Consider the following 18,405-nt stretch of genomic DNA (forward strand, 5'->3'; position numbering starts at 1 on the left):
GCATTGACTTAAGCGTACGCCCGTCCTTTGCTGGGTGCATGACCAGGCCGGCTTACGACCTCGACATCCGCACCCATCCCCGGCGCCTCCGCGCCGCGCTCGCCGGCGCGACCCGCGCCCCGTACTGGCTGGAGGACCCGGGCCGGCCCGCGCCGCGCCCCGCCCTGATCGGCGCCGTCGAGACCGACCTGCTCGTCATCGGTGGCGGCTACTGCGGCCTGTGGACGGCGTTGCAGGCCAAGGAGCGCGACCCCGCCCGCGACGTCGTGCTGGTCGAGGGCGAAGAGGTCGGCTGGGCGGCCAGCGGCCGCAACGGCGGCTTCGTCGAGGCCAGCCTCACCCACGGCCCGGCCAACGGGCAGCGCCACTTCGCCGGCGACCTGCCGGTGCTGGAGCAACTGGCCGAGGAGAACTTCGCCGGGTTCCGCGAGGCGCTGGTGCGGCACGGCATCGACGCGGAGTTCGCCGAGGAGGGCGCCCTGTCGGTCGCCACGGAACCTCACCAGGTCGCCGAGCTGCGCTCGGAGCCGGGCTTCCTGGGGCCCGAGGAGCTGCCCGTCCGGTCGCCGCTCTACCGCGCGGGCGTCTTCCACAAGACCGGCAACGCGCTCGTGCACCCCGCCAAGCTGGCCTGGGGACTCAAGGCCGCGTGCCTGGCCCTGGGCGTACGCGTCTTCGAGCACACGCCCGTCAAGCGCCTCACCGACCGCGGCGCCACGGTCCACGCCACCACCGGCATGGGCACGGTCCGCAGCCGGCAGGCCGTGCTCGCCACCAACGGCTTCCCGTCGCTGCTGCGGCGCAACCGCCTGCTGACCCTGCCCGTCTACGACTACGTGCTGATGACCGAGCCCTTGACCGAGGCCCAGCTCGACGAGATCGGCTGGCACGGCCGCTTCGGCATCTCCGACATGTCCCGCCAGTTCCACTACTACCGCAAGACCGCCGGCAACCGGATCCTCTGGGGCGGCTACGACGCCGTCTACCACCGGGGCCGCGCCATCCGCCCCGAGCTCGACCAGCGCCCGGAGACCTTCGCCCGCCTCGCCGACCACTTCCTGCGCACGTTCCCCCAGCTCGGCGACATCAGGTTCACCCACACCTGGGGCGGCATGATCGACATGTCCACCCAGCTCGCCGCCTTCCAGGGCACCGCGCTGCGCGGCAAGGTCGCCTACGCGAGCGGCTTCACCGGCCTGGGCGTGGCCGCCACCCGCTTCGCCGCCACGGTGATGCTCGACCTGCTGGCGGGCGCGGACACACCCCGTACCCGCCTCAAGATGGCCACGAAGCGGCCCCGGCCCATCCCACCGGAACCCCTCGCCTACCCCGCCGTCCAGGTGATCCGCCACGCGATCGCCGCCGCCGACCGCAACGCCGGCCGCGACGGCCTCATCCTCAAGGCCGCCAACCGGCTGGGCTACTCCTTCGACTCGTGACCGCGTTTACCTCCCAGGGAATTGGTTCGGCTCCGCGAAGGGGCCAGTGTTGCGGGCATGACGACATTCCCGATACACACCGCCGAGACGGCGCCCGAAGGCTCCCGGGAGGCGCTGCGGGCGCTGGCGGGCGCGTTCGGCCTGGTGCCGAACCTGGCCGCCACGATGGCCGGCTCCCCGTCGCTGATCAGCACGTTCGTCGCGGCCTTCGGCCAGTTCGGCGGCACCGGCTTCACCGACGCGGAGCGGCAGGTCCTGCTGTTGTCCAACGCGGTCGCCAACCGCTGCGCCTGGGCGGTGGCCTTCCACTCGACGCTCGCGCTCGCCCGGGGCGCCCCCACCGCCGCGGTGCAGGCCGTCCGGCGCGGCGAGCTGCCCGCCGACCCGCGGCTCGCCGCCCTCGCCGCGACGACGCGCGCGTTCATCGACAAGCGCGGCCACCTCGACGAGGCCGACCTCAAGACGTTCACGGCCGGCGGCTTCGACGAGGCGCGGATCCTCGACGTGATCACCGGGTTGGCGATCTCCACGATGGCCAACTACACCGGCAACCTCGCCGACCCGCCGCTGGAGCAGCCGTTCGAGGCCCAGTCGTGGAACGGCGGACAATGACCGGATGAGCGGTGACGTCGGCCCCCTGCTCCAGCGGTGGCGCAAGGCTCGGCGGCTGAGCCAGTTGGGGCTCGCCGCCGAGGCCGCCGTGTCCGTCCGGCACCTGTGCTTCATCGAGACCGGCCGGGCCCGCCCCAGCCGGACCATGGTGCTCCGGCTCGCCGACGTCCTCGACGTGCCGCTGCGCGAACGCAACACGCTGCTGCTGGCCGCCGGTTTCGCCCCCGAATACCAGGAGTCCACCCTGGACGCGCCGGCGTTCACCGTCGTACGGCAGGCCATCGACGCGATCCTGGCGCAGCAGGAGCCACATCCGGCCGTGGTGATGGACCGCGACTGGACCATCCGGCGGGCCAACACGGCCGCCGAGCACTTCTTCGGCTTCCTGCTCGCCGGCCACCCGCCGGTCCCCGGCCCGGCGAACGTGCTCCGGCTGATGTTCCACCCCGACGGCGTGCGCCCGTACGTCACGAACTGGCCCGAGGTGGCGCACGCCCTGGTGCGGCGCGTACGCCGGGAAGCGCTCGGCGGGATCACCGACGAACGGGCTCAGCGGATCCTCGACGAGGTGCTCGCCTACCCGGACGTCCCCGCCTCGATCGCCGCCACCGACCCGGCGGCCCCGCTCCTGCCCGTCGTCCCGGTCCACTTCGCCCGCGACGGCCGCCGGTTCGACTACTTCTCCACGGTGACCACCCTCGGCACCCCGCAGGACGTGACCTTGCAGGAGCTGCGCATCGAGTGCTTCTTCCCCGCGGCCGCGCCCGCCCCTTGACAGCCTGGCGGGCGCGGCGGCGGTTCAGTCGTTGTCGAGGATGCCGGTCGCCGAGGCGAGGCACCAGTACAGCTTGAGCTGATACTGGCTGTACACGTTGGGGAGTCGCAGGCTGAGGCGGGTGTTGGACGGCACCACGTTCCAGTTGACCACCTGGTTGGTGATGGTGTCGATGACTTCGTAGTTGCACGGCGACGGGCGGAGCCGGTTGTTGACCACGACGTCGACGTAGTGCCCCAAGGCGTTGGCCGGGACGATGGCGGTCCGGCACGTCCCGCTGGATCCGACGATGCAGGACGAGCTGGCCATGATGCCGATCGAGTCGGCGGCGCCGGGCCGGCCGGCGCCCGAGGCATGGGCGGTCGTGGCCGTCATGGCGACCACGGCCGGCACCACGGCGCCGAGTACCGCGACGGTTCGGGCAAGGCTTCGCGACCTCTTCATGGTGTTCCCTTCATGTCTGACCCCGCACATCCGGGGTCGTCCGATTCGGGTCCGCCGGCGGTCCACGCCGCGCCCGGCCGGACCCGCGTCGGTAAAGCCCAGCAGCGGGCGGGGTTGTTCGGCACCCGTCCGATCGCTAAACAACGCAAATAGCGGAGCCGTAGGATGCCGTGCCGTGGCGACCGACATCTACGGCGCGATCGAGGTTCGCGACTTGATCGGCGCCGCTTCCCCGGACGAGGCGCCGTGGGTGCGCTGCATGGATCTCTATCCGCTGTATCCCGGCGGCGGCGACTACTCGTCGCTGGGCTGCCTGTTCGGCATCCGCAACTGGACCGGCTGGGAGCCGGCCGCCGACCGCCGCGGCCTGCCGGCCGACGTCTCCGAGGCCGTCCGAGCGGAGTACGAGCACGACGCGCGGATCGACCGGGCCGTCGGCCGCAGCACCTGGATCTCCTGGCCCGAGCTGCGCGACCTCGACATGACGGCCACCCCCTCGGCCCGCGGCGTGCTGGAGGTCAACGAGGACGGCCCGAGCGTCTGCCACTACTACCGCATCGGGGACGAGTGGCCCGCCGACGTCCTCGCCGAATACGGCTCACCACCGGTCGGCGAGTCCCCCGTGGGCGCCCCATACGGCAGCTGGCAGCACGGCAGCGCCACGCTCACCTACAAGAAGGTGACCCGCAACGACGTGCTCGGACCCGGGACCGGATGGGAGCACGTCTTCGCCGTCATGCGGGCCTTGGCGCACCGCTTCGGCCAGGAGGGCGTCCGGCTGGTCGGCTGGTTCGACTGACGACACTCGGCCGGGCTCGGGGGCGGGGCCGGGGGCGGTGCAGCATCAACGTGCCGTTGACCTGCTCGCCCACCCGCCGCTTCGATCGGCGCGAACCCGGCCTGGTGCCGATCTTTGACTCCCTCGACACGTGTCATGCTATAAATGACTGAGTACTCAGTCGTTTATAGGAGGTGGCGATGCCACGGACATTGAGCCCCGAGCGCCGCGCGGCAGTGCTGGAGGCTGCGACACGGGCGATCGCCCGCGACGGACTGGCGGCGCCGACCGCGTCGATCGCGGCCGAGGCGGGACTCTCGACCGGCTCGCTGTTCAACTACTTTCCGACGAAGGCGGCGCTGCTCAACGGGCTGTACCTCCACCTGAAGCGCGACCTCGCCTCCGCGGTGGTAGAGCCACGCATTGCTGACGGCCCCTTGCGGGAGCGCGCTTGGGAGGGCTGGCGGCGGTGGATTCGCTGGGGTGCCGCCGATCCCGACAAGCAGCGCGTGCTGATGCTGATCGAGGCGTCCCATGAGCTGACCGGTCAGACCCGTCGTGACGGTGTGGCCGCGATGCAGGGCGCGGACTCGCTCTTCGCGGAAGCACAGGCCGGTGGGCCCTTCGCCGACCAGCCCCTCGAGTTCCTTGTGGCCACGGTGGGCGCCCTGGCGGCCACGACCATGGAGGCCGTGTCGCGCGAGCCCGAAGAGTTCGACAGTCGCTGCCGCGCGGGCTTCACCGCGGTGTGGGGAGCGATCGGTATGGACGGCCGGTCTTCCGACGCCGGCACAGACGAGGAAAGGAGCCGGTCATGACAAATTCCCGCGTGCTCGTCACGGGTGGCAGTGGCTTTCTCGCCGCGCACTGCGTCCTGCGCCTGCTGGCCGACGGCCTCCAGGTGCGCACCACTGTGCGCTCCCAGCGCGGCGCCGACCGCGTCCGTTCGATGGTCGCCGCGGGTGGCAGCACGGTTGCGGCTGACGTCGAGATCGTGCAGGCGGATCTCACCGCGGACCGTGGATGGGACGCCGCTGTCGCAGGCTGCGATTACGTGCTGCACGTCGCCTCACCCTTCCCGGCCGCACCGCCCGCGCACGAGAATGACTTGATCGTGCCGGCCCGCGATGGCGCGCTGCGGGTGCTGCACGCCGCGCTGCGCGGCGGCGTCAAGCGGGTCGTGTTGACCTCGTCGTTGGCGGCGATCGACTATGGGCACGCCCCGAGGACCACGCCCTACGACGAGACGATCTGGACCGACCTCACCGGTCGCGGCGTGACTGCGTACGCCAAATCCAAGACGCTCGCCGAGCGCGCCGCGTGGGACCTCGCGGAGCGCGAGGGACTCGAGCTGGCGGTCGTGAATCCGACCGGCATCCTCGGGCCGGTCCTCAGTAGCGACTACGGCACTTCCGTGGGGGCGATCGCGCTCCTTCTGAGGGGAGGCACCCCCGTACTCCCGCGGGCGACGGTCGGGATCGTCGACGCCCGCGATGTCGCCGATCTCCACGTGCGCGCGATGACGCACCCCGCCGCCGCGGGCGAACGCTTCATCGCCAATGCCGGGCTGATGTCCCTGCCCATGATGGCCCGCACGCTCCGCGACGGGCTCGGCGACGCGGCGCGCAAGGTTCCCACCAGAACCGTCCCGGACTGGGTAGTGCGGATCGCTGCCCTGTTCGACGACAACCTCCGTCTGAGCCTGTCGATGCTCGGAACCCCACGCGACGCGACGAGCGCCAAGGCGCAGCGCGTGCTCGATTGGGCGCCGCGCTCGCCGGAGGAGGCCGTCCTCGCGACAGCAGAAAGCATGCTCGCCTTCACGGCACGCGAACCCTGACCGACCGGACCACCATCGGGGCCCGGCTCCACGCCAGTCGTGGACAGCCGTCATCGTCGAGACCCGCCAGCAGATCCTCGCCGTCTTCACCTCCGACCACGGCGCCCTGCGCGCCAAAGAGGTCTGCCTCGCGCTCGGTGAGCGCTCGCCTCCTACGCCAGTGCCAAGGGGCCGAGGAACCCCTAGCCGGCCTGTACGAGCTGATGGACGCCCGGCGGCTGTTCGTCCGCTGGACGCTGGCAAGAAAGGATGAACGTCAACTGGATGTACGGCGGAAAGCGCCGTACCACCAGATCCTTGCCAGCTCCCGCGCGAACGCGCCGTCGCCCGAACCGTCGTCGACCTCGATGTGGCGGGCGATGGCCTGCGCCCCGCCCCAGACGATGACCCGGCTCGCCGCCGCGGCGTCCACCTCGGAGCCGGTCAGCCCGGCCGCCTGCTGGTCGAGCAGCGCCCGCAGCACCACCTCGTCGAAACCCTCCAGGTCGGCCGTGTAGAAGCCACGCACGGTCGCGTCGTAGACCGCGACCTCCCGCAGCGCCGCGAGCACCGGCGCCTTCGACCGGTGCAGCGCGATCACATCGGCGAAGAACCGGGCGTACCCGTCGGCGCTCTCGGGGCGCCAATCCTGCGCCAGTTCGAGCGACCTCCGCCGTACGTCCTCGGTCAATCTCAGCACCAGATCGGTCTTGTCCTTGAAGTGCGCGTAGAAGGTGGCCCGCGAGACCCCGGCCTCCTCGAGCACGCGCTGCACCGGGAGCTCGGTGAAGCGCTCGCCGCGCCCGAGCAGGCGCTCGGTCGCGGCGAGGATGCGGGCCTCGGTGTCGCTCGGGACGGCGGGCGGCTTAGCGCGGCGCGTGGTCGAGGCCATCGATCTCGGCGAGAAGGTCGGCGAACTCGGCCGGATGCGACCAGAACGGCGCGTGGTTACCCGGCACCCGATAGACGCGGTCGGCGCGCTTGGCCAGCTGCTCGGCGACGGTGCCGGTCAGCGAGATGTCGTCGTCCGGGATGACGTAGCTGTTGGGGACCTCGTGCCAGCCGGCCCGCGTGACCGTCTCGAAGTCGCCGCGCACACTCTGCGGCACGAGGCGCGCGATGGCCGCGGCCGTCGCCGGGTTGCCGGGATCGCCGTCGTAGAAGGCGAGCGGCAGGTTCAGGTCCGGGTTCGCCGCGGGCCGCAGGCCGGCCAGCGACTCCGGGCGCGGCACACCGTGGGTGCCGAACATGCTTTCCCCCACTTCCAGCATGTACGCCGCCACGAAGACGACGTGCACGACGTTCGAGCCGCCCGCGATCGCCTCGGTGACCGGCACTCCCGCGTACGAATGTGCCACCACGATAACCGGCCCGTCGATCGCCGCGATCGCCTCCCGCACGACACGCGCGTCGTCGTACATCCCCGGGTAGGGCTCGCCCGCTTCCGGGTCCGTCACCGCGCTCGGCAGCGTGACGGTCCGGCTGGCGATGCCGCGTTTGTCGAGTTCCGCCTGCAGCGGCGCCCACACCCATTCGCCGTGGTGCCCGCCATGAACAAGGAGAAAAGTCGCGTGACTCATGCGTCGACCATACGCCTTGTCCATACAGCGTGTTCGGTGTCAATTCTCACCGGCCCAAGAATGAACTCACCATTCGATGGCCCGTCGGACGGGCCGCCGAACTGTCGGCGGCGCTGCGCTCCTGGAAGAAACGGTTCGGGGCCGTCGTCATCGGCGCCGGATTCGCCGAGCTCCACCTCAGCATCGCGGCCCCGCCCACCACGATCGAACTGGCGGTCAACGTCGCCGCCGAACACTTCGCCTTCTGCCCGGACAACATCTGGCAGGGCCACTCGCCCAATCTGACCGCCTACGCCGAACGGCTGCTCGACACCCCGCTCTGGTCCTTCTGGTGGGACTGACAACCACTCAGAGCCTCCCCCGAATAGTTGAACCCTGGCGGGTGCGATGACCTCGGCTCGGCCGAGCAGCGCAATCGTCACCGGGACGCGGATCATCCGCACCACCGTTGCGTCGAGCGCGGTCGCGACCGCCAGCCCGAGCCCGATCATCTTGACGAACGGGTTCGGGTTGACCACGAAGGACAGAAGGCAGCCATCATGATCAGCGCGCCGTCCCGCTCCGGATCGTGCTGCTGCTCGCGGTCGCAGTTGCCGCAGCCGCTGTCGGCGACCCCGCACACCGGGCCTGCCTCAAGCGTCACACCCCAGCCCGGGCGGGGCCGCGGCCGGCGCCGGCTCGAGCGGTCCGGGGCCAGGTCCATGCGGCGCGCAGGATGAAGGCCAGGAGCAGCAGCTCAAGTCCGATGGAGAGGCCGTAGAAGTAGAAGTAGGCCCAGGACTCGCCCGCCGCGTTGTACACCGAGGCGGGAATGTAGAGCGTTGCCACGACCAGGTTGGTGGCGCGGTTGACACGGGCGGGAAGTGTCGTGGAGAGCAGGATCATCAGGATCGGGATGGCCACGAGCGTGAGCGCAAGGCCGACAAAGGTTGGACCGGTGTCGAACTCATGAACGGCGCCGGCCAGGATGTCGTTGATGAGGCCGGGCTTGTACAGGGCGAGGTAGTCGACGTAGATGTAGAGGAACATGAAGCTGGCCCAGGCCGCGGCGAGCTTCGCCTGGACAGGGATGCGCGTTTCCTGGAGCGCACCGGCTGGTCTGTCGGTTCTGGTCATCAGGGCTCCTGCGGGATCGGCTCATTCGATGTCTTCACCATGACCAGCGATTGACTGGCGCCACATCGGCTTGCGGGCTCGACCGGTCTTGGCCGCAGGTGCGGGACATCCGCAGTACTTTCGGCTGATCCGTCCGAGCGGCGACCCCCTTACGTTGTCCGGAAGGGGGAAGCATGCGTGCTGGGATCCTGGCTGAGCCTCGACCCGCACACCCGCCGGTGCGGGTCTGGCGGGACTGGGCGCTGTCCTCGGCTCTTGTCGCGATCTCGCTCGTCGAGGTACTGCTGCGCGACGACAGGGCGTGGGCGCCGCTGCTGGTCGGTGTCAGTGTCGTGGTCGCGGCGTGCCTGCTGTGGCGACGCACGCGGCCGCTGGCCGCGGTCGCCGTTGCCTTCGGAACCGTTCTCGCGTTCGACATCGCGAGGATCGCGGTCATCGATGCCACCGGTCTGCTGGGCATCGCCGGGCTGCTTGTGCTGCCCTACGCCCTGCTGCGCTGGGGAGCAGCTCGCGAGGCTGCCGTCGGACTCGGCATCATCCTCATCTGGCTACCCTTCACTCTCATCGCGGACCCGACCTCACCCGCGGAGAAGGTCGCCGGTTACGGCTTCTTCCTGTTCTCGGCCGCGCTCGGCGCGGCGGTGCGCTACCGCACCCGAAGCCACGACCGCGACATCGAGCAGGTGCGGCTTCACCAGCGCAACGAACTCGCCCGCGAGCTGCACGACACGGTCGGCCACCGCGTCTTGGCCATCGCCGTCCAGGCACAGGCAGGTCGCGCGCTGTCCGCCGCAGATCCGCAGCGCGCGCTGGCTACCCTGGTCACCATCGAGGAAGAGGCATCCCGGACGCTCAAGGAGATGCGAGCCCTCGTAGGCGTGCTGCGCGACGGAACGGACGCCGAGCTCGCCCCCCGGCGAGGGGTGGTGGACATCGAACGACTCGCTCGTCCCGGCGGCGAGGTGCTGGGCGTCCACGTGCAGGTCTCCGGTGACGTCGAGGCCGTTGAGCCGGCAGTCAGCACCGCCCTCTACCTGATCGCCGCCGAGGCGGTCACCAACGCGACCCGCCACGCCTCCGGCGCCACCCAGGTCACCGTCGACGTCACCGCATCCCGCAGCCAGGTGCACCTGCGAGTACGCGATGACGGCGTGGCGAGTACGACCAGCTTCGCGCACGCCGGCTACGGACTGCGCGGCATGGCCGAGCGGGCGAGCTTGCTCGGCGGCACCCTCCGGGCGGGACCTGGCCCGGACGGCGGCTGGAGCGTCGACGCCTCGCTGCCTCGGACAGCGAGCGCGTCATGACCATCCGCGTGCTGGTCGCTGACGACCAGGACATCGTCAGGGCAGGACTCTGCATGATCATGGACGTCCAACCGGGCATCGCCGTCGTCGGCGCGGCCCCCGACGGCCGCCGGGCGATCGCCATGGCCCGTTCGCTGCGTCCCGATGTGTGCCTGCTGGACATCCGCATGCCCGAGGTCGACGGGATCGAAGCCACCCGCCAACTCGCCGGGGCCGACGTCGCCGATCCTCTGGCCGTCGTCGTCATCACCACTTTCGACCTCGACGAGTACGTCTACGGCGCGCTGAAGGCAGGCGCCCGAGGCTTCCTCCTCAAGGACGCCGGCGCCGAGATGCTCACCCAGGCCGTCCATGCCGCCGCCCGCGGCGACGCCCTGATCGCACCGAACATCACCGCGAGGCTCCTGACCTCCTTCGCGAACAGCCGCTCACGCTCGGTGCCGGCTGAGCCTGTGGAGCCGCTGACCGCTCGCGAGGAACAGGTCCTGCTGGCTGCCGCTCGCGGCCGGACCAACAGCGAGATCGGCGATGAGCTGTCCATCAGCCTCAGCACCGTCAAGACTCACATCGCCGCCCTGATGCGCAAGCTCAACGCCCGCAACCGCGTCGAGATCGTCATGTGGGCCTACGAGACACGCCGCGTCGGCACCTGATCGGCGCCCGCATACTCAAATCAAGGCCGGCTCATCCCGACCACCGACGTGGCCGGCTCAGGCAGTGACCGCTGCCCAGCCGCGGTCGAGCAGTTCGCAGGCCCCGGCGAGGGCAGCTGCCGGGTCGGGCCGGGAGCGGGCGAAGGTCACCGCCTCCAGGGCGAAGCAGGCGAGAGCGGCGCACGCCAGGTCGTCGGCGGCCCGGCCGGACTCGGCGGCGATGGCGCGGGCCAGCGCCTCCTCGTGGCGCAGCCACATCGTGCGGGCGTACTCGCGCAAAGCCGGCGTCCGCTGCACGAACGCCTGGAACTCGGCGAACCGGGATCCCGGGCCCGCGGGCTTCGTGACGAAGCCGGTCAGGTGCATCCGCAAGGCCTCGGTGATCGTCCGGCCCGGCGGCCGGTCGGTCACGGCCGCGATCAGCGCCGCCTCGTTGTCCGTCTCGTCGTCGAAGACCAGTGCTTCCTTGCCTGCGGGGAAGTAGTTGAACAACGTCGACACGGAGACGTCGGCGGCCTCGGCGATCTGCCGCATGCTCACCCGTTCGTAGCCGTGCGCCAGGAACAGCTCCAGTGCCGTCTCGGCGATCGCCTTGCGGGTCGCCGCCTTCTTGCGCTCCCGCAGGCCCACCGGCTCCCGGCCCGAGTCACTCATGCCCCCACCCTACCAAAATCTTGAAGTGACTCAGAACTTGGAACCATTGTATATTTGGCCTCGTTGTGTTTATCGTGACAGGGCGACGAACCCACGAGAGGACGATGCGATGAGGAACCCCAGACCCGCCGAGGCCAGGATCAGCATCATCGGGGCCGGTCCCGGCGGCCTGACGTGCGCCCGGATCCTGCAGCGGCACGGCATCCCGGTCACGGTCTACGACCGCGACGCCGACGTGCACGCCCGCAACCAGGGCGGCAGCCTCGACCTGCACGCCCACGACGGCCAGCTGGCGCTGCGCGAGGCCGGGCTGCTCGACCAGTTCTTCGCCATCGCCCGCCCGGAGGGTCAGGAGATGCGGCGCTTCGACACCGACGGCAACGTGGTGTTCCGCCAGCTGCCGGAGCCCGACGACCGGTACAAGCCGGAGATCGATCGCGGCGTGCTGCGTGACATGCTCCTCGACTCCCTCGCTCCGGGCACCGTCCAATGGGGCCGCGCCCTCGAATCGGTCGACGGCCCTACCGGCGGACCTCGGCGGCTGCACTTCTCCGACGGCAGCACGACCCAAACCGACCTGGTGATCGGCGCGGACGGAGCGTTCTCCCGAGTACGGCCGGCGCTCTCCGCCGCCGTACCGCAGTACACCGGCGTGAGTTTCCTGGAGGCCCGGTTCGACGACGTCGAGAAGCGTCATCCCGGCATCGCCGAACTGGTCGGTCACGGCCTCGCGACCGGCACGGACGGCGAACGCGCCCTGGCCGCCCAGCGCAACAGCGGCGGCCACATCCGGGTCTACATCGTCCAGCGCGTGCCGCTGCACTGGATCTCGGAGGCAGGGCTGAGCGCCGACGACACCGCCGGCCTGCGGGCCCACCTGCTCGAACAGTTCGCCGGCTGGTCACCCCGGGTGCTCAGCATGATCGCCGACAACGACGGCCCGTACGTCGACCGACCCCTGTTCGTGCTGCCCGCGCCGCACACCTGGGAACACTCACCGACCGCGACCCTGCTCGGCGACGCCGCCCACCTCATGCCCCCGGTGGGCGTCGGTGTCAACCTGGCGATGCTCGACGCCTACGAACTGGCCCTGGCCCTGACCCGCGCCGACACGGTGCGCGAGGCCGTGCGCGCGTACGAGGAAACCATGCTGCCGCGCTCCGCGGAATGGTCCACCGCCCTCGACGGCGCGGCCGGCTTCCTGTTCGACCGGGACGACAGCCACGAGGGCGGCGACAAGATGCGAGAGCTCAAGGAGGAGATCAACCGATGAGCGTCGACGGAACGTGGCATCTCACCATGGTCACCGGGTCCGCGTTGACGTGCTCGATGATCGGGTGTGCGGTGGGTGCCTCGGCTCGGCCAGGCCGTGCTCGAACGGATGATCGGGTCGCGGCGGGTGGCACAAAGACGTGATTGCTGTCGATCTCCGCAATCTCGATAATCGATTCGGCGATGCGAAACCGGATCTCACCACCCACCCTGCTCGTCGTCCTCACCGCTGCCGTCCTTCTCCCCGCCGCAGTCAATGTGGCGACCGGCGCGCTGCCAGACGGCTGGCGTCCGTGGCGATGGCTGGCCTGGCCGGTCGCGGCCCTGCTGGCGGTGCCGGTGGTGGTCGCCGAGTTGCGCCGCCCCAAGCGCGCCGCGCTCGACGAGGGCGACGCGGAGGCAGAGGGCTCCGCCGGCGAGACGACGTGGAACATGCCGCAGCACCTGCCTACGTTCCGCGAGCGTGAGTCGATTCTGGACGAGATCGCGCAACTGATGGCCAAGAAAGACGGTGCTGTTGTCCTCACCGGCATGGCGGGTGTCGGCAAGACGCAGATCGCCGCCAGGTACGCGGCACGCCACCGGCAGGAGTTCGAGATCGGCTGGTGGGTGCCGGCGGACACCCGGGTCGCGGTGATCGCCTCGCTCGCGCAGTTGGCCGATCGCCTGCACATCGGCGATGAGGATCAGGAGGAAGCCGCGCGGAAGGCGTTGCGCAGCCTCGAGGGACGCGGCCGCTGGCTCCTCGTCTTCGACAACGTGACCGAGGAACGGGATCTCACCGGGCTGGTCCCGGCCGGCGACGGCCAGGTGTTGATGACCTCACGGGACCCCAACCAGCAGCGGCTCGGCACCGTTGTCGAGGTGCCGACCTTCGACGATGCGGCGGCCGTGCGATTCCTGCTCGAGCGTACCGGCAGCAAGGACCGAACCGCCGCAGCCGAGCTGGCCAGGGAGCTCGGCGGGCTGCCGCTGGCGCTCGAGCAGGCGGCCGCGTATTGCACGAGCGCCGTCGTCACCTTGGCCGACTACCTGCCCAGGTACAGGGAGGACCACGACCGCCTGCTGCGGATGGGCCTCCCGGACGACCGGCTCACCGCGGGCGCCACCCTTGCCCTCGCCATCCGCCAGGCCGCCGACCGTGACCGAGCGGCGATGCAACTGTTGCGGCTGTGCTCCTTCCTGGCGTCGAGCGCCGGCATCCCGCGCTGGCTCTACGACTCACACCCGGAGCTGCTACCGGCACCGCTGGGCACGGCGGCGGCGAAGAAGGTCGACCTCGACGGGAGTATCAAGGTGCTGGTGGCGCTGTCGCTGGTGCAGCGGGAGGGCTGGATGCTGCGGATCCACCCGGTGGTCCAGGACGTGACCCGCGATCAGCTGTCCGAGGACGGCCGGTTCGGGACGATCCACCGGGCCGTGCAGAGCCGGTTCCCGCTGTCCGGCACCGACCGCCCCGCCGACCGGGGCCGCGAGCGGTGGATCCTGCTCACCGCGGAAGCGATCGGTGCCGCGCTGCCCGCCGACCCGGCCGACCCGGCCGGCTGGGATCGGTGGGTGGTCGCGCTGCCGCACGCGCTACGCGTCCTGCGGCACGCCGAAGGCATCGTTGCGGCGCCCACCGCCGCGCTCCGCCATCGCATCGGCGCCTATCTGCTGCACCGCGCCGAGTTCGCACTCGCCACCGACATGTTCGCGGCGGCCGTCGCCGAACAGACCGAATTGCTCGGCGCCGACCATCCGGCCACGCTGACCGTCCGCAACGACCGAGCCCGGGTGCTGGTCGAGGTCGGCAAGCTCGCGGAGGGCGCGGTTGCGCACGAGGAGGTGAGCGCCGCCCGGCTCCGGACCCTCGGCCCCGAACACCGCGACACGCTGATCTCGATGAACAACGTGGCGTTCACGTGGGCTCGGCAGGGCCGCCTGGAGGATGCCCGGGCGCTGCACGAGCAGACCTTGCGGGCCCGGCAGCGCGTGCTCGGCCCCGAGCATCCGGACACCCTTATCTCGATGGGTAACCTGGCGCTGGTGCTCGCCGAGCAAGGCCGGCTCGCCCAGGCACGCGAACTCCACGAGCGAAGTCTGGCGATGCGTCGTGCCCTGCTCGGTGACAAGCATCCGGTCGTGCTCGTGTCGGCCAACAACCTGGCGATCGTGGTCAGCGAGATGGGCGACCTCGACCTCGCCCGCGGACTCCACGAACAGACCCTGGCGGTACGCCGGCAGCTGCTCGGCGACGACCATCCCGACACGCTGATGTCGGTCAACAACCTGGCATACGTACTGGCGTTGCAAGGTGACCTGGATCGCGCCCGCAAGCTGCACGAACAGACGCTGGCCGCGCGCCGCCGGGTCTCCGGCCCGGAACATCCGCACACATTGATCACCATGAACAACCTGGCACTGGTGCTCGCCGCCCAGGGGCACTGGGCCGAGGCGCACCTGATCCACCGGGAGACGCTGGCGGTGCGGCAACGGATCCTCGGGCCCGAGCATCCGTATTGCCTGCACTCGCAGAACAATCTGGCGATCGTCCTGGCCGCGGAGGGACGGTTCGCGGACGCGGCCCGGATGGCCGAGGAGACGCTCGAGGTACGGCGGCGCCGGCTCGGGCCGGAACATCCGCACACGCTCAACTCCATGAACAACCTGGCCCTGATCCGCGCCGCACAGGGACAGATCGACCCGGCCCGGGAGTTGGTGTCCCGCACCCTGAAGGTTCGCCGCCGCCTACTCGGTCCGGACCACCCCGACACCCGGCGCTCGCTCCTCAACCTGTCCCGGCTCGATTCCGCCGAGAACACCGCCGACCTCGTCGCCGAGCCGACCTGAGCGACGCCAGGTCGCGCACGGCGCCGGCCTGCCTTCGCAGACAGTGACTACCCGTGGGCGGACACGCGGCAACAGCAACCGGGATGACCTCTGGCAGCCGAGTCGTTGGAGCGCCGGTCCCGCTTGGGGTGCCCAATGCGCCGCGACACGGCGGGGCCAAGCGCGTCGCCCGCGGTCAGCCGGCGAGGGCTACGGGGCGCGGAGCAGTTCCGTGACGCCTTCGGCGGTGAGTGGCCTCGAGAACAGCCACCCCTGGCCGGTGTCGCAGCCCAGCCGCCGGAGGGCCGCCTCCTGGGACGGGGTCTCGACCGCCTCGGCCGTGACGCTGATGCCGATGGCGTGGGCCAGGCGGACGATCGTCTCGACGATGTGCTCGTCCACCTTGTCGCCGTCGCGCAGGCCGTCGACGAAGGGGCCGGCCAGCTTGAGCATGTGGACCGGCAGGCGCCGCAGGTACGCCAGGTTCGAATAGCCCGTACCGAAGTCGTCGATCGCAATCCGGATGCCCCGGTCGGCCAGGGCCACCAGGGACGCCGTGCCGCCCGGGTCCATCACCGCGCTCTCCGTCAGCTCCACCACCAGCAGGCTCGGGTCCAGGCCCGTGCGGGCGAGGATGCCGTCCACGTCGGCCGGCAGGCCGGGCTCGTGGGCCTGGGAGACGGTCATGTTGACGCTCATGCAGACCCGCCGGTCGGGGAAGGTCTTCGCCCACTCCGCCGCCCGGGCGCACGCCTCCTCCAGGACCCAGCGGCCCAGCGCCAGGATCACGCCGGTCTCCTCGGCCAGCGGGATGAACGAGTCGGGGGAGAGCCGGCCGAGGCGCGGATGGTCCCAGCGCACCAGGGCCTCCACCCCGCGCAGCTCCCTGTCCTCGAGGGAGACCAGCGGCTGGTAGACGAGCGTGAACTCGCGCCGGTCCAGCGCGTCCGGCATCTCCGCGGCCAGCGCGTAGCGGGCCGCCTGCCGGGCGTCGCGTTCCGGGTCGTACATCAGGAACCGGCCTCGGCCGTCGGACTTGGCCGCGTACAGGGTGAGGTCGGCGGCCTTCATCAGCTCCTGCGGGCTGGTGGCGGCGACCGGGCTCTCGACGACGCCGATGCTCGCCGAGATCCGCAGCCGGTGCTTGCCGATCCGGTACGGGCGGGACAGCTCGGTCAGGATGCGCTGGGCCAGCCCGCTCATGTCCTCGGGGTCCTCGACGAGCACCACGAACTCGTCGCCGCTCATCCGGCCGGCGACGTGGCTCGTGCTCTCCCGCAGCCTCGCCGCCACCGCGGTCAGCAACTCGTCGCCCACCTGGTGGCCGAGCGTGTCGTTGATCCTCTTGAAGCCGTCGAGGTCGAGATAGCAGAGCCCGACGCTCTTGTGCTCCCGGAAGATCCGATCAAGGTCAGAGGCTATTTTCGTACGGTTGGGAAGCCCCGTCAGCGGGTCGTGCGTGGCCTGGTGCTCGAGCCGCTTCTTCAGCCGCCGCCGGTCGGTGATGTCCTGCACCATGGCGATCGTGAACTCGGGCCGGCCGGCGTCGTCACGGATCAGCGAGACGGTCAGGTCGGTCCAGATCTCGCCGCCGTCCTTGCGGTAGTAGGCCTTCTCCATCCGTACGTGGTCGACGTCGCCCTCGATCACGGCCTGGTACATGCGCCACATGTCCCGCGGGTCCTCGGGATGGGTCAGGCTCGGCACCAGCAGCCGGCACATCTGTTCGGGCGTGTAGCCGAGCAGGTCGGCGAACGCGTGGTTGACCTGCACGATGCGGCCGTCCATGGCGCTCACGCCGATGCCGATCGCGGCGTTGTCGAAGACCGCGCGCAGCCGCGCCTCGCTGGCCCGCAGCGCGCGCAGCACCGCCTGGTTGAGCTCCTCCTGCCCGGCCATGGTGGCGGCCCGGATCGCCTGCGCGTATCCGGCCGCCACCTGGGCGACCAGCTCCCGGTCGCCGAACTGGGCGTCGATCGCCTCGACGGTGGCGGCCAGCATCGCCGGGTCGGTGAGGCGCGCCTCGACCAGCGCGGCGCCGACCGCCTCGCCCTGGCCGCCGGCGAGGGCCTCGGCGAGCCCGGACAGCAGCTCCCCCAGCCGGTCGGCGTCCAGGGGCACGAAACCGGCCGCGGTCAGGCGCTGCCGCCACTGGTCGGCGAAGCTGCTCGGGTTCACGGTCCCGTGCGTTACTTCTTCGCGACGCCGGCGTAGGCCCCGATGCGCTCCGGATGCTCGTCCACCGGGTCCTGCGGGTCGGGCCGCCACCGCGGTATGAAGACCAGCCCCGGCTCGACCAGCTCGAACCCGCCGAAGTACGCCTCGATCTCGGCGGCCGGCCGCAACGTGATCTCGGTGGCGGTGCGCCCGGAGAGGCGCTGCGCCTCGATCACCTCGGCCGGCTGCCCGTCCGCCGTCGCGTGCGAGATGAGCAGGTAGCTGCCCGCCGGTACGGCGTCGCGGATCTCGGCGACGGTCGCGGCCGGATCGTCGCCGTCCGGGATGAAGTGCAGCACCCCGGCGAGCAGGACGGCCACCGGCCGGTCGAAGTCGAGCAGCTTGGACGCCTCGCCGAGGATGCGGTCGACGTCGCGCGCGTCGGCCAGGACCACGGCGGTGTTCGGGGTGTCCACCAGGATCGCCCGGCTGTGCTCGACGGCGACGGGGTCCACATCCACGTACACAATCTTGGAATCGGCCGCCGCCTCCAGCGCGATCTCGTGCACGTTGCCCGCCGTCGGGATGCCCGACCCGATGTCGAGGAACTGCCGGATGCCCTGATCCACCAGGAAGCGCACGGCCCGCCGGAGGAAGACCCGGTTGGACCGCATCGTCTCGGCGATGTTCGGCGTCATCGCCTCGATCTGCTGCGCCAGTTCGCGATCGACCGCGAAGTTGTGCGCCCCGCCGAGGAAGTAGTCGTAGACCCGCGCCGCCGACGGCCGGCTCATGTCGACCCCGGCGGGAACCCAGTCCTCACCCATGCCCTGACCCCCTGTCTCAAGAACCACAACTGTCTATCGCTTGGGGATCTCGGGTGCAACCATGTCCCGCTGGGTCGTGCCCTTCACCCGCTGTTTCGCCCGGGCTCGAGAGGACGTCTGATTAAAGTATTTTGTGGTGTTATATGGTTTGGGGGTCTCGC

General features: G+C 70.7%; 18 protein-coding genes. 11 read left to right on the forward strand and 7 right to left on the reverse strand.

Annotated features, from left to right (window positions below; translation table 11 throughout):
• Positions 1 to 38: 38 nt before the first annotated feature.
• From Ade02nite_RS41320 to Ade02nite_RS41330, 3 genes are read left to right on the forward strand one after another with little or no spacing between them, the layout of a single operon-like run.
• Positions 39 to 1,439 (forward strand): NAD(P)/FAD-dependent oxidoreductase, encoded by a 1,401-nt coding sequence (locus Ade02nite_RS41320; RefSeq protein WP_203775993.1) that lies wholly within the window; start codon positions 39 to 41, stop codon positions 1,437 to 1,439.
• Positions 1,440 to 1,496: 57 nt separating this feature from the next.
• Positions 1,497 to 2,051 carry a carboxymuconolactone decarboxylase family protein gene (locus Ade02nite_RS41325; RefSeq protein ID WP_203775995.1) on the forward strand — a complete coding sequence of 185 codons (555 nt, stop codon included), beginning with the start codon at positions 1,497 to 1,499 and terminating at the stop codon, positions 2,049 to 2,051.
• A 4-nt stretch (positions 2,052 to 2,055) separates the two neighbouring features.
• Positions 2,056 to 2,826 carry a helix-turn-helix domain-containing protein gene (locus Ade02nite_RS41330; protein ID WP_203775997.1) on the forward strand — a complete coding sequence of 257 codons (771 nt, stop codon included), beginning with the start codon at positions 2,056 to 2,058 and terminating at the stop codon, positions 2,824 to 2,826.
• A 24-nt stretch (positions 2,827 to 2,850) separates the two neighbouring features.
• Here Ade02nite_RS41330 and Ade02nite_RS41335 read toward each other — a convergent pair whose 3' ends face one another.
• The gene (locus Ade02nite_RS41335) at positions 2,851 to 3,270 is read right to left on the reverse strand and encodes a hypothetical protein (protein WP_203775999.1); all 420 of its coding nucleotides are present in this window, start codon (positions 3,268 to 3,270) and stop codon (positions 2,851 to 2,853) included.
• Between the two features lie 175 nt (positions 3,271 to 3,445).
• Here Ade02nite_RS41335 and Ade02nite_RS41340 point away from each other — a divergent pair, with 175 nt between their 5' ends.
• The 3 genes from Ade02nite_RS41340 (at position 3,446) to Ade02nite_RS41350 (ending at position 5,888) form a co-directional block, all read left to right on the forward strand.
• A complete protein-coding gene (locus Ade02nite_RS41340; RefSeq protein WP_203776001.1) occupies positions 3,446 to 4,069 on the forward strand; it encodes a hypothetical protein in 624 nt (207 codons plus the stop codon).
• 179 nt (positions 4,070 to 4,248) lie between these two features.
• Positions 4,249 to 4,866, forward strand: a complete 618-nt coding sequence (locus Ade02nite_RS41345; protein ID WP_203776003.1) for a TetR/AcrR family transcriptional regulator — start codon at positions 4,249 to 4,251, stop codon at positions 4,864 to 4,866.
• The gene (locus Ade02nite_RS41350) at positions 4,863 to 5,888 is read left to right on the forward strand and encodes an NAD-dependent epimerase/dehydratase family protein (protein WP_203776005.1); all 1,026 of its coding nucleotides are present in this window, start codon (positions 4,863 to 4,865) and stop codon (positions 5,886 to 5,888) included. Before Ade02nite_RS41345 ends, Ade02nite_RS41350 begins: the two co-directional genes overlap by 4 nt.
• Before the next feature lie 256 nt (positions 5,889 to 6,144).
• Here Ade02nite_RS41350 and Ade02nite_RS41355 read toward each other — a convergent pair whose 3' ends face one another.
• Together Ade02nite_RS41355 and Ade02nite_RS41360 are read right to left on the reverse strand one after the other, a co-directional pair.
• A complete protein-coding gene (locus Ade02nite_RS41355) occupies positions 6,145 to 6,759 on the reverse strand; it encodes a TetR/AcrR family transcriptional regulator (protein ID WP_203776007.1) in 615 nt (204 codons plus the stop codon).
• On the reverse strand, positions 6,734 to 7,447 hold the full coding sequence (locus tag Ade02nite_RS41360; protein WP_203776009.1) for an alpha/beta hydrolase: 714 nt from the start codon (positions 7,445 to 7,447) through the stop codon (positions 6,734 to 6,736). Before Ade02nite_RS41360 ends, Ade02nite_RS41355 begins: the two co-directional genes overlap by 26 nt.
• A 29-nt stretch (positions 7,448 to 7,476) precedes the next feature.
• Between Ade02nite_RS41360 and Ade02nite_RS41365 the strand changes: the two genes are divergently transcribed.
• Positions 7,477 to 7,788, forward strand: a complete 312-nt coding sequence (locus Ade02nite_RS41365) for a DUF4253 domain-containing protein (protein WP_203776011.1) — start codon at positions 7,477 to 7,479, stop codon at positions 7,786 to 7,788.
• A gap of 298 nt (positions 7,789 to 8,086) precedes the next feature.
• Here Ade02nite_RS41365 and Ade02nite_RS41370 read toward each other — a convergent pair whose 3' ends face one another.
• On the reverse strand, positions 8,087 to 8,563 hold the full coding sequence (locus Ade02nite_RS41370; RefSeq protein WP_203776013.1) for a DUF6326 family protein: 477 nt from the start codon (positions 8,561 to 8,563) through the stop codon (positions 8,087 to 8,089).
• 173 nt (positions 8,564 to 8,736) lie between these two features.
• On the opposite strand from Ade02nite_RS41370, the gene Ade02nite_RS41375 reads away from it, so the two are divergent.
• On the forward strand, positions 8,737 to 9,870 hold the full coding sequence (locus Ade02nite_RS41375; protein WP_203776016.1) for a sensor histidine kinase: 1,134 nt from the start codon (positions 8,737 to 8,739) through the stop codon (positions 9,868 to 9,870).
• Positions 9,867 to 10,523 carry a response regulator gene (locus Ade02nite_RS41380; protein WP_203776018.1) on the forward strand — a complete coding sequence of 219 codons (657 nt, stop codon included), beginning with the start codon at positions 9,867 to 9,869 and terminating at the stop codon, positions 10,521 to 10,523. The genes Ade02nite_RS41375 and Ade02nite_RS41380 overlap by 4 nt, the downstream gene beginning before the upstream one ends.
• Positions 10,524 to 10,580: 57 nt before the next feature.
• On the opposite strand, the gene Ade02nite_RS41385 is transcribed toward Ade02nite_RS41380, so the two are convergent.
• Entirely contained in the window at positions 10,581 to 11,177 is a 597-nt protein-coding gene (locus tag Ade02nite_RS41385; protein WP_203776020.1) for a TetR/AcrR family transcriptional regulator, read from the reverse strand.
• Positions 11,178 to 11,286: 109 nt separating this feature from the next.
• Here Ade02nite_RS41385 and Ade02nite_RS41390 point away from each other — a divergent pair, with 109 nt between their 5' ends.
• Positions 11,287 to 12,450 carry an FAD-dependent oxidoreductase gene (locus Ade02nite_RS41390; RefSeq protein ID WP_203776022.1) on the forward strand — a complete coding sequence of 388 codons (1,164 nt, stop codon included), beginning with the start codon at positions 11,287 to 11,289 and terminating at the stop codon, positions 12,448 to 12,450.
• Positions 12,451 to 12,632: 182 nt separating this feature from the next.
• Positions 12,633 to 15,281: a tetratricopeptide repeat protein gene (locus tag Ade02nite_RS41395; RefSeq protein ID WP_203776024.1), complete on the forward strand. Its 2,649-nt coding sequence runs from the start codon at positions 12,633 to 12,635 to the stop codon at positions 15,279 to 15,281.
• 189 nt (positions 15,282 to 15,470) lie between these two features.
• Here the strand turns inward: Ade02nite_RS41395 and Ade02nite_RS41400 are convergent, their stop codons facing one another.
• Positions 15,471 to 17,438, reverse strand: coding sequence for a putative bifunctional diguanylate cyclase/phosphodiesterase (locus tag Ade02nite_RS41400; protein ID WP_203776026.1), 1,968 nt, complete (start codon positions 17,436 to 17,438; stop codon positions 15,471 to 15,473).
• Positions 17,439 to 17,449: 11 nt separating this feature from the next.
• Positions 17,450 to 18,244, reverse strand: a complete 795-nt coding sequence (locus Ade02nite_RS41405; RefSeq protein WP_203776028.1) for an SAM-dependent methyltransferase — start codon at positions 18,242 to 18,244, stop codon at positions 17,450 to 17,452.
• Positions 18,245 to 18,405: the final 161 nt, after the last annotated feature.

It is taken from the genome of Paractinoplanes deccanensis (assembly GCF_016862115.1).
Classification (GTDB): Bacteria; Actinomycetota; Actinomycetes; order Mycobacteriales; family Micromonosporaceae; genus Actinoplanes; species Actinoplanes deccanensis.